The 12,249-nt window shown below is 59.8% G+C and carries 11 protein-coding genes; 7 read left to right on the forward strand and 4 right to left on the reverse strand.

The window, feature by feature from the left end:
* Positions 1 to 178 precede the first annotated feature (178 nt).
* From NN484_RS10660 to NN484_RS10690, 7 genes are all read left to right on the forward strand, one after another.
* Positions 179 to 1,168 (forward strand): alpha/beta fold hydrolase, encoded by a 990-nt coding sequence (locus tag NN484_RS10660; protein WP_127652016.1) that lies wholly within the window; start codon positions 179 to 181, stop codon positions 1,166 to 1,168.
* A 226-nt stretch (positions 1,169 to 1,394) separates the two neighbouring features.
* Positions 1,395 to 1,886 (forward strand): ribonuclease E activity regulator RraA, encoded by a 492-nt coding sequence (gene rraA / locus NN484_RS10665; RefSeq protein ID WP_215501079.1) that lies wholly within the window; start codon positions 1,395 to 1,397, stop codon positions 1,884 to 1,886.
* A gap of 21 nt (positions 1,887 to 1,907) precedes the next feature.
* Complete coding sequence (locus NN484_RS10670) at positions 1,908 to 2,903, forward strand: zinc transporter ZntB (RefSeq protein ID WP_127652018.1); 996 nt, start codon at positions 1,908 to 1,910, stop codon at positions 2,901 to 2,903.
* 63 nt (positions 2,904 to 2,966) lie between these two features.
* Entirely contained in the window at positions 2,967 to 3,215 is a 249-nt protein-coding gene (locus tag NN484_RS10675) for a hypothetical protein (RefSeq protein WP_003223293.1), read from the forward strand.
* A 2-nt stretch (positions 3,216 to 3,217) separates the two neighbouring features.
* Positions 3,218 to 4,042: a mechanosensitive ion channel family protein gene (locus NN484_RS10680; protein WP_007916401.1), complete on the forward strand. Its 825-nt coding sequence runs from the start codon at positions 3,218 to 3,220 to the stop codon at positions 4,040 to 4,042.
* An 87-nt stretch (positions 4,043 to 4,129) separates the two neighbouring features.
* Positions 4,130 to 4,720, forward strand: a complete 591-nt coding sequence (sigX, locus tag NN484_RS10685; RefSeq protein WP_011333251.1) for an RNA polymerase sigma factor SigX — start codon at positions 4,130 to 4,132, stop codon at positions 4,718 to 4,720.
* 107 nt (positions 4,721 to 4,827) lie between these two features.
* Entirely contained in the window at positions 4,828 to 5,877 is a 1,050-nt protein-coding gene (locus NN484_RS10690; protein ID WP_102357820.1) for an OmpA family protein, read from the forward strand.
* An 88-nt stretch (positions 5,878 to 5,965) separates the two neighbouring features.
* Here the strand turns inward: NN484_RS10690 and cobA are convergent, their stop codons facing one another.
* From cobA to nirB, 4 genes are read right to left on the reverse strand one after another with little or no spacing between them, the layout of a single operon-like run.
* Positions 5,966 to 6,718: a uroporphyrinogen-III C-methyltransferase gene (cobA, locus tag NN484_RS10695; RefSeq protein WP_127652019.1), complete on the reverse strand. Its 753-nt coding sequence runs from the start codon at positions 6,716 to 6,718 to the stop codon at positions 5,966 to 5,968.
* 13 nt (positions 6,719 to 6,731) lie between these two features.
* The gene (locus NN484_RS10700; protein WP_274659071.1) at positions 6,732 to 9,446 is read right to left on the reverse strand and encodes a nitrate reductase; all 2,715 of its coding nucleotides are present in this window, start codon (positions 9,444 to 9,446) and stop codon (positions 6,732 to 6,734) included.
* Entirely contained in the window at positions 9,446 to 9,763 is a 318-nt protein-coding gene (gene nirD, locus NN484_RS10705) for a nitrite reductase small subunit NirD (RefSeq protein WP_027613287.1), read from the reverse strand. Before nirD ends, NN484_RS10700 begins: the two co-directional genes overlap by 1 nt.
* Positions 9,760 to 12,213 carry a nitrite reductase large subunit NirB gene (gene nirB / locus NN484_RS10710; RefSeq protein ID WP_215501077.1) on the reverse strand — a complete coding sequence of 818 codons (2,454 nt, stop codon included), beginning with the start codon at positions 12,211 to 12,213 and terminating at the stop codon, positions 9,760 to 9,762. The genes nirD and nirB overlap by 4 nt, the downstream gene beginning before the upstream one ends.
* Positions 12,214 to 12,249: the final 36 nt, after the last annotated feature.

Genomic DNA, 12,249 nt, shown 5'->3' on the forward strand with positions numbered 1-12,249 from the left:
GTGAACGGGCCGCCTCCCCTGCGGGAGCGGGCCTGCTCGCGAAGACGGAGCGACATCCGCAGGGATGTTGGCTGATACAGCGCTTTCGCGAGCAGGCTCGCTCCCGCATGGGGCGGGGCTTTGAGATTCCAGTAGGGCGGGCTCCTGTAGATGCCGCCCTTTTTTGTGCAAGAGCATTATGCAAAGCAGCAGCAACCTGTTTCCTGTCGCCCTGATCAGCGCCGAACGACGCGGTGATCTGAGCGAAGACGTCTATCGATTGAAACCCGGCAACAGTCCCGACTGGTCCGTGGAAATCGCCGTGACCCGTCTGGGCATGGCCGATGAACCGGCGACCCGTGGCGTGCCGGTGATTTTGCTGCACGGCAGTTTTTCCAACCGACGCTTCTGGTTTTCCCCGAAAGGCCTGGGGCTGGGCGCCTACCTCGCGCGTCTGGGCTTCGATGTGTGGATCCCGGAGATGCGCGGCCACGGCCTGTCGCAGCGCAACGAGGACTACCGGCGCAATCGTGTGGCCGACTACGCCCGTTACGATCTGCCGGCGATTGCCGCGTTCGTGCGCGAGCAGAGCGGGCAGGTGCCGCACTGGATCGGCCATTCGCTGGGCGGCATCACCCTGGCGGCAGCGCTGGGCGGCGAGTATCTCGGCGAGCCGGCGGTGGCATCGGCGGCGTTTTTCGGTACGCAGGTCAGCCGCACTTACTGGCCGCTGAAGATTCCGCCGGTGGAGTGGAGCGGGCGCTTCATTCTCAAGCGTTTCGCGCAATTGTCCGGCTCACGCCTCAGGCGCGGCCCGGAAGACGAGCCGATCGGTCTGGCGCTGGAAAGCATGCGCTGGTACGGCTTGTTCGGCCGTTTTGGCGACAAGGACAAGGACTGGTGGGCCGGACTTGCCGAGGTTCAGGTGCCGGTGCTGGCGGTGACGGCAGCGGGGGATCATCAGGATCCGGCGTGGGCCTGTCGCAAACTGTTCGAGCAGATCGGTTCCGGGCACAAGCAATTCGTCAATCTGGGGCGCGAACAGGGCTTCAGTGACAACTTCGGGCATGTCGAGATGCTGGTGAGCAAGGCCGCGCAGGCCGAAGTCTGGCCGCTGGTGGCGCGCTGGCTGCAGGATCAGCACGCACCGCTGTTGGGCGAGAAACCGGATCTGGCTGCGGCGGTTTGAACCGAAGGCTCTGAAAAGGGCATTTCGTTCGGATCGGCTTGCGGCTAAGATATGACGCATTGTGCAATTCTGGTCATATTGGGTGGCTGTTTAGCTATTACGTTTCAGCGTTTGTTCAGGTTCGTTCAGCGAACATTGCATGAACTAAGGTAAACAGCGACCGCCGGGACTCGTTTCAAAAGAGTGCGACATCCTTGATCGTCTTCCTTGTTACAGGAGTTTTTCGATGAACCATTACCTCACGCCTGACCTGTGCGACGCCTATCCGGAGCTGGTGCAGGTGCTGGAACCGATGTTCAGCAATTTCGGTGGCCGTGATTCCTTCGGCGGCGAAATCGTGACCATCAAATGCTTCGAAGACAACTCGCTGGTCAAAGAGCAGGCCGAACTCAAGGGTAACGGCAAGGTGCTGGTGGTCGATGGCGGCGGTTCGCTGCGTCGCGCACTGCTCGGTGACATGATCGCCGAGAAAGCCGCGAAAAACGGCTGGGAAGGGATGGTCATCTACGGTTGCATCCGTGACGTCGATGTCATTGCCCAGACCGATCTTGGCGTCCAGGCGCTGGCCAGCCATCCGATGAAAACCGAAAAGCGCGGCATCGGTGACCTCAACGTGGCGGTGACCTTCGCCGGTGTGACGTTCCACCCGGGCCAATACATTTATGCGGACAACAACGGCGTGATCGTTTCGCCGAGTCCGCTGAAGATGCCTGAATAAGTTTTCGACAAAGGGATGCGGATGTTCGAGGAAGAAAACGCGCAGTGGGGGCTGGTGCATGCCCTGGTACTGGACGGTAAAGGCGGTGCGCGTTCGATTGCCCGGACTGAGCTCGACGATCTGCAGCTGCAGGCCCACGAGAGCCTGTGGCTGCATTGGGATCGCAGCCATCCGCAAACCCAGACCTGGCTGCGCAAATCCAGTGGTCTGAATGAATTCACCTGCGACCTGCTGCTGGAAGAAAACACCCGGCCGCGCCTGTTGCCGTTGCCGGATGCCGAGCTGCTGCTGTTTCTGCGCGGGGTCAATCTCAACCCCGGTGCCGAGCCGGAAGACATGGTCTCGGTGCGGATTTTCGCCTCTGCCCAGCGCGTCATCTCCTTGCGTCTGCGCCCGCTGCGCGCCACCGATGAACTGCTGGCGCTGCTGAGCGAGGGCAAGGGCCCGAAAACCTCCTCTGAACTGATCCTTTATCTGGCGCAATTCCTCACCAACAAGGTGCAGGATCTGGTCACGTGCCTGTCGGAACTGGTCGATGAAGAGGAAGAAAAACTGGATGCCGACGAACGGTATACCCCAGAGCATGGCTCGATTTTGCACATCCGTCGCAGGGCTGCCGGACTGAAGCGTTTTCTCGCGCCGCAGCGGGATATTTTCGGACAGCTGACGCGAATAAAACTGCCGTGGTTTGTCGATGATGACGCCGACTACTGGAACGAATTGAACAACAGCCTGACCCGCTATCTCGAAGAGCTCGAATTGACCCGAGAGCGCATGGGGCTTGTGCTGGAGGCCGAAGACCGGCGTTTGAACGTGCGCATGAATCGCACGATGTACCGCTTCGGCATCATCACCTGCATCTTTTTGCCGATGAGTTTTCTTACCGGTCTGTTGGGTATCAACGTGGGCGGAATTCCGTTCTCGAGCAGCCCTTATGGCTTCCTCATCGCCTGTCTGACGGTGCTGACCATGGCCTTCGGTCAATGGTGGTTATTCCGTCGTTTGCGCTGGGTATGAAGATGCAACATGTGACCCGACCAAATTTGCCCGCGTCTTTCACAGACATCACGAGAGGTGCGTATGCACGATCCGTTTGAACAGTCTTTGCGCGACATGCTCAACGCCTCGCCGTCCAGCCGCGACGACGATGCCTGCCTGGGTCGCGTACTCAAAACCGCCAACCGCCAGGTCGGCGCCGGTGATCTGTTCAGCCTGCTGGGCCGCTGGCTGCCCGCGCTGATGATCGCCCTGAATAACGGATCGGCCCACGTCTCGCCGGTTTCCCGTCTTCGTAAAACTACTGCACGCACTGCTGATAAGGCTGATTGAATATGGAACTTGATCTCTGGACTCAGAGCCTCGTCACTGCAATGACTGCGTTGTGGACCAAAGTTGCGAACTTCATCCCGAACCTGTTCGGCGCACTGGTGGTGCTGCTGTTGGGCTTCGTGGTGGCCAAACTGCTCGATACCCTGCTGTCCAAATTGCTCGCCAAACTGGGCCTCGATCGCCTGATGGGCGGCACCGGGCTGACCAAATTGATGTCGCGGGCCGGGTTGCAAGTGCCGATCTCGACCCTGATCGGCAAGATCGTCTACTGGTTCGTTCTGCTGATTTTCCTCGTTTCTGCAGCAGAGTCCCTTGGACTTGAGCGAGTTTCAGCTACGCTGGACATGCTGGCGTTGTATTTGCCGAAAGTTTTCGGCGCCGCGCTGGTCTTGCTGGTGGGTGTTTTGCTCGCGCAACTGGCCAATGGGCTGGTGCGCGGGGCGGCAGAAGGCGTAGGACTGGACTACGCTTCGGGCTTGGGCCGAATCGCCCAAGGGCTGGTGATCATCATCAGCATTTCGGTCGCGATCAGTCAGCTTGAGGTCAAGACCGACCTGCTGAACCATGTGATCGTCATCGTATTGATTACCGTTGGTCTGGCGGTTGCGCTGGCCATGGGGTTGGGAAGCCGGGAAATTGCCGGTCAGATTCTTGCGGGAATCTATGTGCGTGAGTTGTATCAGGTTGGGCAACAAGTGCGTGTTGGTGAGGTCGAAGGCCAGATCGAAGAGATCGGCACGGTTAAAACCACATTGCTGACCGATGAGGGTGAGCTAGTCTCACTTTCCAATCGGATCCTGCTGGAACAGCATGTGAGTAGCCGCTAACCCGGCAAACCCTGCTAATGTATGCCGCCGCAAATTGCCCTGAGAGGGTAGCGGCGGACATTGACCTGACTGTCGGCACGACTTGTTTTGAATAAAGCCCAAACGCTATCCACGCGCTATGACCCCCGTGAGCTCTCTGATGAGGAGTTGGTCGCGCGCTCGCATACCGAGCTGTTTCACGTGACGCGCGCCTATGAAGAGCTGATGCGGCGTTACCAGCGAACATTATTTAACGTTTGTGCGAGATATCTTGGGAACGATCGCGACGCAGACGATGTCTGTCAGGAAGTGATGCTGAAGGTGCTGTACGGCCTGAAGAACTTCGAGGGGAAATCGAAGTTCAAGACGTGGCTGTACAGCATCACTTACAACGAATGCATCACGCAGTATCGGAAGGAACGGCGAAAGCGTCGCTTGATGGACGCTTTGAGTCTGGACCCCCTGGAAGAAGCGTCGGAAGAAAAGGCGCCGAAACCCGAGGAGAAGGGCGGACTCGATCGCTGGCTGGTGTATGTGAACCCGATTGACCGTGAAATTCTGGTGCTACGATTTGTCGCAGAACTTGAATTTCAGGAGATCGCAGACATCATGCACATGGGTTTGAGTGCGACAAAAATGCGGTACAAACGTGCTCTAGACAAATTGCGTGAGAAATTTGCAGGCATTGCTGAAACTTAGTTCAGCGCAAATATCTCTTACGTGTAGGCAAGTTCTGATAGACTTGCCGCCGAGTTGTCCCCCGGTTTGCGGGACTGCTTCACAATCACCAGATGGGGATTTAACGGATGAAACTGAAAAACACCTTGGGCTTGGCCATTGGTTCTCTTATTGCCGCTACTTCGTTCGGCGCACTGGCACAAGGCCAAGGCGCAGTTGAAGGCGAGATCAACTACAAGAAGCAGTACAACGACAGCATTGATCATGTCGAAGACGGCTTCAACCCAGGCGCCAAAATCGGTTACTTCCTGACCGATGACGTCTCGATCAACTTCGGCTGGGATCGTAACAACCACACCCGTTCGAACGATGGTACCGGCAGCCAGAAACTGCGCGGTGACAACTTCGGTCTGACCGCTCAATACCACTTCAACAACGCTGGCGACGCTCTGCGTCCATACGTTGAAGGTGGCGTTAAGCACGGCAACCTGACCAACGTAGCTGCTGACGGCCACACCGGTCGCGACCAGTCGACTTTCCTGACTGCTGGCGCTGGCGTTAAGTACTACTTCGCCGAAAACTTCTTCGCCCGTGCTGGCGTAGAAGCTGACTACAAACTGGACAACGGCCGTTGGGACTACGCTCCATCGGTTGGTCTGGGTGTGAACTTCGGTGGCGGCGGCAAGCCAGCTGCTGCTCCAGTTCCAGCTCCGGCTGAAGTCTGCTCCGACAGCGACAACGATGGCGTTTGCGACAACGTTGACAAGTGCCCGGACACCCCAGCCAACGTAACTGTTGACGCTGATGGCTGCCCAGCAGTTGCTGAAGTTGTTCGTGTAGAGCTGGACGTGAAATTCGACTTCGACAAGTCGGTCGTCAAGCCAAACAGCTACGCTGACATCAAGAACCTGGCTGACTTCATGAAGCAGTACCCAGCCACTCACACCACTGTTGAAGGTCACACTGACTCCGTCGGTCCTGACGCTTACAACCAGAAACTGTCTGAGCGTCGTGCAAACGCCGTTAAGCAAGTTCTGACCAACCAGTACGGTGTTGAGTCGTCCCGCGTTCAGTCGATCGGCTACGGCGAATCCCGCCCAGTTGCTGACAACAAAACTGAAGCTGGTCGCGCTGTTAACCGTCGCGTAGAAGCGCAGGTTGAAGCTCAAGCTAAGTAATTAGCTCGCCGCTTTGAGAAAAGCCCGGCTCAGGCCGGGCTTTTCTTTGTCTGCGATTTGGCTGCAGCCACTTTTACATTGGAGCGGCCTACGCCCTGTAGGCGCTGCCGAAGGCTGCGATCTTTTGATCTTCTGCAATGGCGGCCACCGCGCCGATCACCAGAATCGCCGGGCTTTTCAAATCAAAGGCACTCGCGTCTTCGCTCATACCCAGCAGATCACTGCGGCATTCGCGCTGCTCAGGCAGTGACGCATTTTCAATCATCGCCACCGGCGTATTCGCCGCCATCCCGCCGGCCAATAGCTGATCGCGAATCTCGCCAAGCTTGGCCACGCCCATGTAAATCACCAGTGTCGTCCCGCCCTGCGCCAGCGCCTGCCAGTTCAGTTGGCTGTCGTCCTGGGTGTGCGCGGTCACCAGCGTCACGCCGCGCGCCACACCACGCAACGTCAGTGGAATATCGCACTGCGTCGCGCCGGCGAGTCCGGCGGTAATGCCATTGACCAGCTCCACCGCAACACCACGTTCGCGCAGCCACTGCGCCTCTTCACCGCCACGGCCGAAAATGCACGGGTCGCCGCCCTTGAGCCGCACCACGCATTTACCCTGGCGCGCGTAACGCAGCATCAGTCGGTGGATGAACGCCTGAGGTGTCGAGCGGCAACCGCCGCGTTTGCCCACGGCAATGATTCGCGCAGCGGGGCAATGCTCCAACACCGCGTCGTTGACCAGATCGTCAATCAGCACCACGTCCGCTTCGCGCAGCGCGCGGACTGCTTTGAGCGTCAGCAACTCGGGATCACCGGGGCCTGCGCCCACCAGCCAGACTTTTGCATTCATGGTGTTTTCCTTATCAGATAACCGATACCGGCTGCAGATCTGCGGCCAGCAAGCGCTTGATTTCGGGGACGCATGAACCGCATTGCGTGCCGCATCCCAGTTGTTGTTTGAGGCCCTGCAAATCGAGGCCTTGGCGAATCCCGGCGCACACCGCGCTGTGGCTGACGTTTTTGCAGTTGCACAGGGTTTTGCCCGGGTTGGCCTGCAAGTCGGCATTGCCCGGTGGCGCACTCATCGGGGCCAGAAGCCAGCGGCGCAGTTGTTCGTCGGCGCGGCCTTCAAGCCACAATCCTTGCAGCCAGTGTTGGGCCAAGGTTTCGCCCGCGAGGCGGATCGCGGTGATTCGGCCGTTTTCGATGCGTACCCGTTTGCCAATGGCGCGGCGCGGGTCGTCGTAGGCCAGTACCGGACCGTCGATCAGCGCCAGGCACTGGTCGATATCGCGCAGCAGTTGTGGTTCCGGAGCCGTGGCGCTGGCAGCGCGTATCAGCAGCGCGGGCCGTTCACGTCCGACAAGGCTGAGGCTGACGTAGGAAAACGCCTCACAGAGGGGTCGTAGCGTCTCGAAATGCCGTTGAACATCGCCCTCGATGAGTGCGAACAAGTGCCATGGCAAATTCACCGGCTCCAGACGCACGCCGCTGTGTTTGAGTTCGGGCTGCTTCGACAAAGGATCGAAGGCCGGCAAGGTCAGGCTGTTTACCCCGCCCTTGAGAAACCGGTCGCCCCAGTGCATCGGCAGAAAGGCCTGACCCGGACGCACGCTGTCGTCGCTGCCGACTGCCACGATAAGTGCACCGCGCCGACTCTTCAGATTGACCAGATCGCCCGGCTGCAAGCGATGTCGGCGCATTTCGTCCGGATGCAGGCTTAACACCGCTTCGCTGACATGCCCGAACAATTGCGCAGCGGTGCCGGTGCGGCTCATGCCGTGCCATTGATCGCGCAGGCGTCCGGTGATCAGGGTCAGCGGAAACCGCGCATCCCGTTGTTCTTTGGCGGCGCGGTAGGGATCGGTGATGAACTGCGCGCGACCACTGGCCGTAGGAAATATCCCGTCGCCATACAGGCGCGCAGTGCCTTGCCGGGCGCCGGTGGAGAAGGGCCATTGCTGCGGCCCCAACTCGTCGATCAATTGATGGCTGATGCCTGACAAGTCCAGGTCGCGCCCACGGGTCAGTTGCTTGTATTCATCAAACAGCTGCGCCGGTTGCTCGAAGGCAAACAGACTCGGCTGTTGCGGGCGCAGACGTTTCTCCAGTCGCTGTGCGAAATCCACGGTGATCGCCCAGTCCGACCGCGCTTCACCCGGTGGGAGAATGGCCTGTCGCACGTGGGAAATTCGCCGTTCGGAGTTGGTCACCGAACCTTCCTTTTCACCCCAACTGGCAGCGGGCAACAACAGGTCGGCGAAGGCGGCGGTTTCGGTGGTACGAAAGGCTTCCTGCAACACTACGAACGGGCAGGCCTGGAGCGCCTCGCGAACGGCGTGTTGATCAGGCATCGATTGAGCAGGGTTGGTGCAGGCAATCCACAGCGCCTTGATCTGGCCGCTGCGCACGCGCTCGAACAGCTCAATCGCACTCAGACCGGTGCTTTCGGGCAGTTGATCGACACCCCAATAAGCCGCCACTTCGGCGCGGTGCTCGGGATTGGCTGCGTCACGATGGCCGGGCAGCAAATTGGACAGGCTGCCGGTTTCCCGCCCACCCATGGCATTCGGCTGACCGGTCAACGAGAAAGGTCCTGCGCCCGGGCGACCGATTTGCCCGGTGGCCAAGTGCAGGTTGATCAGCGCGCTGTTTTTCGCGCTGCCGGCCGTGGACTGATTCAGGCCCATGCACCACAACGACAGGAAACTTGGCGAGGTGCCCACCCATTCGGCACATTGCTGCAATTGCTCGACACTGATCCCGCACAGTTGCGACACCATCTGCGGAGTGTAGTCGCGCACCAGGTTTTTCAGCTCGGGCAAACCCTCGGTGTGCGCCTTGATGAAGTCGCGGTCGATCCAGTCTTCCCACAACAACAGATGCAAAATCCCATGGAACAACGCGACGTCGGTGCCGGGCAGAATCGCCAGATGCAGGTCCGCGAGGTCGCAGGTGTCGGTGCGCCGGGGGTCGATGACGATGACTTTCATCTGTGGACGGCGGGATTTTGCCTCTTCCAGACGCCGGAAAAGTACCGGGTGGGCGTAGGCCATGTTACTGCCGGCGATCATCACGCAATCGCTCAGTTCCAGGTCCTCGTAGCTGCACGGCGGGGCATCGGCGCCGAGGCTGCGTTTGTAGCCGACCACCGCTGACGACATGCACAGCCGTGAATTGCTGTCGATGTTGTTGGTGCCAACCAGCGCCCGGGCGAGCTTGTTGAAGGCGTAATAGTCCTCGGTCAGCAACTGGCCGGAGATGTAGAACGCCACACTGTCCGGGCCATGTTCGGCGAGGGTCTCGGCGAACACGTTGGCGGCGTGTTCCAGTGCGCTGTCCCAGTCAGTACGGCTGCGCGCCAGGCCTTTGCCCAGGCGCAATTCCGGGTACAGCGCGCGTGCCGCGAGGTCGCCGGTCAGGTGCAGGGTCGAGCCTTTGCTGCACAGTTTGCCGAAGTTGGCCGGATGCGCCGGATCGCCGCTGACGCCGAGGATGCGCTCGCCGTCATGTTCGATCAGCACGCCGCAGCCGACCCCGCAATAGCAGCAGGTCGAGGCGGTCGTCTGGCGGTTCATCAGACGGCATCCCGCAGGGCCAATTGCACGCGACCGTTCTCGACCCGCGCCGGGTGGTGATGGGCGCAGCCGATGTCCGGTGCCTGGGCTTCACCGGTTTGCAGGTCGATCTGCCAGTTGTGCAGCGGGCAGGCCACGCGTTTGCCGTAGATCAACCCCTGTGACAACGGCCCGCCTTTGTGTGGGCAGCGGTCGTCGAGTGCGAAAACCTCGTCGTCACTTGTACGAAAAATCGCGATGTCACCTTTTGGCCCGGCGATGATCCGCGAACCGAGGGCATTGATCTCTTCCAGGGCACAGATATCGAGCCAGTTCATGCCGGCACCTCCAGGTTTTTCACAGGGATCACATCGAATTCTTTCTTCAGTTGCGGCTGCGCCAGACGCTCTTTCCACGGGTCCTGTTCGAACGACAGGGAGAACTGCAGGCGTTCGTTCAGAGCCTTGCGGCGCTCGGGGTCTTCGAGCACGGCTTTCTTGATGTGCTCCATGCCGACCCGTTGCAGGTAGTGCACGGTGCGTTCGAGGTAGAAGGCTTCTTCGCGATACAGCTGCAGGAACGCGCCGTTGTATTCGCGGACTTCCTCGGCGGTTTTCAGCTTGACGAAGAATTCGGCGACTTCGGTCTTGATCCCGCCGTTGCCGCCGATGTACATCTCCCAGCCGGAGTCGACGCCGATAATGCCTACGTCCTTGATCCCCGCTTCCGAGCAGTTGCGTGGGCATCCGGAGACGGCCAGCTTCACTTTGTGCGGCGACCACATGTTGAACAGGTCATGTTCCAGCTCGATGCCCAACTGTGTCGAATTCTGCGTGCCGAAGCGGCAGAATTCGCTGCCGACGCAGGTTTTCACGGTGCGGATGGATTTGCCGTAGGCATGGCCGGACGGCATGTCGAGGTCCTTCCAGACACCGGGCAAGTCCTGCTTCTTGATCCCCAGCAGGTCGATACGCTGACCGCCGGTGACCTTGACCATGGGCACGTTGTACTTGTCGGCCACGTCGGCAATCCGCCGCAGTTCCGACGGGTTGGTCACGCCACCCCACATCCTTGGAACCACCGAATAGGTGCCGTCCTTCTGAATGTTGGCGTGGGCGCGCTCGTTGATCAGGCGCGATTGCGGATCGTCCTTGGCTTCGCCGGGCCAGGTGGAAATCAGGTAATAGTTCAGCGCCGGGCGGCACGTCGCACAGCCGTTGGGGGTGCGCCAGTTGAGGTAGCTCATGGTGCCGGCGATGGTCAGCAGGTGCTGTTCGCGAATGGCCTGGCGAATCTGCCCGTGGTTGAGGTCGCTGCAACCGCAGATGGCTTTTTCGCTCTTCGGTTTGACGTCCGCCGCGCCGCCGACGGTGTTGATCAGAATCTGCTCGACCAAACCAGCGCAGGAACCACAGGAACTCGCGGCTTTGGTGTGTTTTTTCACCTCATCGACACTGAACAGGCCGTGTTCCTGAATCGCCTTGACGATGGTGCCTTTGCACACGCCGTTGCAGCCGCAGACTTCGGCGGTGTCGGCCATGACCATGGCTTTGTCCTGGCCCTGATGTCCTACGTCTCCGAGGGCGTTTTCGCCGAACATCAGGTGATCGCGGATCTCGCCAATGGCGTGATTCTCACGAATCTGGCGGAAATACCAACCGCCATCTGCCGTATCGCCGTACAGACAAGCGCCGACCAGCACGTCATCCTTGATCACCAGTTTCTTGTATACGCCGCCGATCGGGTCGGAGAGGGTGATGGTTTCGGTGCCTTCGCCGCCCATGAAGTCGCCGGCGGAAAACAGGTCGATGCCGGTGACTTTCAATTTGGTCGAGGTCACCGAGCCCTGGTAGCGGGCGAAACCCAATTGTGCGAGGTGGTTGGCGCAGACTTTGGCCTGTTCGAACAGCGGTGCTACCAGGCCATAGGCAATGCCGCGATGGCTGGCGCACTCGCCGATGGCATAAATGCGCGGATCGTAGGTTTGCAGGGTGTCGTTGACCAGAATCCCGCGGTTGCACGGGATGCCGGCCTGTTCCGCCAGTTCGGTATTAGGGCGAATGCCGGCGGCCATGACCACCAGATCAGCAGGGATGATGTCGCCGTTCTTGAATTGCACCGAGCCGACCCGGCCATTGCCGGCATCGTGCAGGGCCTGGGTCTGCTCGCACAGGCGAAAGTGCAGGCCACGGGATTCGAGGGCGCTTTGCAGCAGTTGGCCGCTGGTCTTGTCCAGTTGCCGCTCCAGCAGCCATTCGCCGAGGTGCACCACGGTGACGTGCATGCCGCGCAGCATCAGGCCGTTGGCGGCTTCGAGGCCGAGCAGGCCGCCGCCGATGACCACCGCGTGTTTGTGGGTTTTCGCGGTGTCGATCATCGCCTGGGTGTCGGCGATGTCGCGGTAGCCGATCACACCCTGCAAGGTATTGCCAGGGATCGGCAGGATAAATGGCGTCGAACCGGTGGCGATCAACAGGCGGTCGTATTCGGCCTCGGTGCCGTCTTCGGCGATCACCCGACGTTTGACCCGGTCGATCTGCACCACCTTGCGGTTGAGCAACAACTTGATGTTGTTTTCCAGGTACCAGTCGAGGTCGTTGAGCACGATCTCTTCGAAGGTCTGCTCGCCGGCCAGCACCGGTGACAGCAGAATGCGGTTGTAGTTGGTGTGCGGTTCGGCGCCGAAGACCGTGATGTCGTACAGCTCGTTGCTCAGTTTGAGCAGTTCTTCCAGGGTGCGAACCCCGGCCATGCCATTGCCGATCATCACCAGTTTGAGTTTTTTCATCAGGTTCTCCGGGGGAGCTGCGGCTGGCCTCTTGTG

Origin of the sequence: Pseudomonas serboccidentalis, assembly GCF_028830055.1 — a bacterium.
Lineage (GTDB): Bacteria > Pseudomonadota > Gammaproteobacteria > Pseudomonadales > Pseudomonadaceae > Aquipseudomonas > Aquipseudomonas serboccidentalis.

Excerpts from the sequence above, each read along its gene's own strand:
- NN484_RS10660 (WP_127652016.1), top strand. The coding sequence starts at position 179 with ATGCAAAGCAGCAGCAACCTGTTTCCTGTCGCCCTGATCAGCGCCGAA.
- rraA (WP_215501079.1), top strand. The coding sequence starts at position 1,395 with ATGAACCATTACCTCACGCCTGACCTGTGCGACGCCTATCCGGAGCTG.
- NN484_RS10670 (WP_127652018.1), top strand. The coding sequence starts at position 1,908 with ATGTTCGAGGAAGAAAACGCGCAGTGGGGGCTGGTGCATGCCCTGGTA.
- NN484_RS10675 (WP_003223293.1), top strand. The coding sequence starts at position 2,967 with ATGCACGATCCGTTTGAACAGTCTTTGCGCGACATGCTCAACGCCTCG.
- NN484_RS10680 (WP_007916401.1), top strand. The coding sequence starts at position 3,218 with ATGGAACTTGATCTCTGGACTCAGAGCCTCGTCACTGCAATGACTGCG.
- NN484_RS10690 (WP_102357820.1), top strand. The coding sequence starts at position 4,828 with ATGAAACTGAAAAACACCTTGGGCTTGGCCATTGGTTCTCTTATTGCC.
- cobA (WP_127652019.1), bottom strand. The coding sequence starts at position 6,718 with ATGAATGCAAAAGTCTGGCTGGTGGGCGCAGGCCCCGGTGATCCCGAG.
- NN484_RS10700 (WP_274659071.1), bottom strand. The coding sequence starts at position 9,446 with ATGAACCGCCAGACGACCGCCTCGACCTGCTGCTATTGCGGGGTCGGC.
- nirD (WP_027613287.1), bottom strand. The coding sequence starts at position 9,763 with ATGAACTGGCTCGATATCTGTGCCCTGGAAGAGATCAATGCCCTCGGT.
- nirB (WP_215501077.1), bottom strand. The coding sequence starts at position 12,213 with ATGAAAAAACTCAAACTGGTGATGATCGGCAATGGCATGGCCGGGGTT.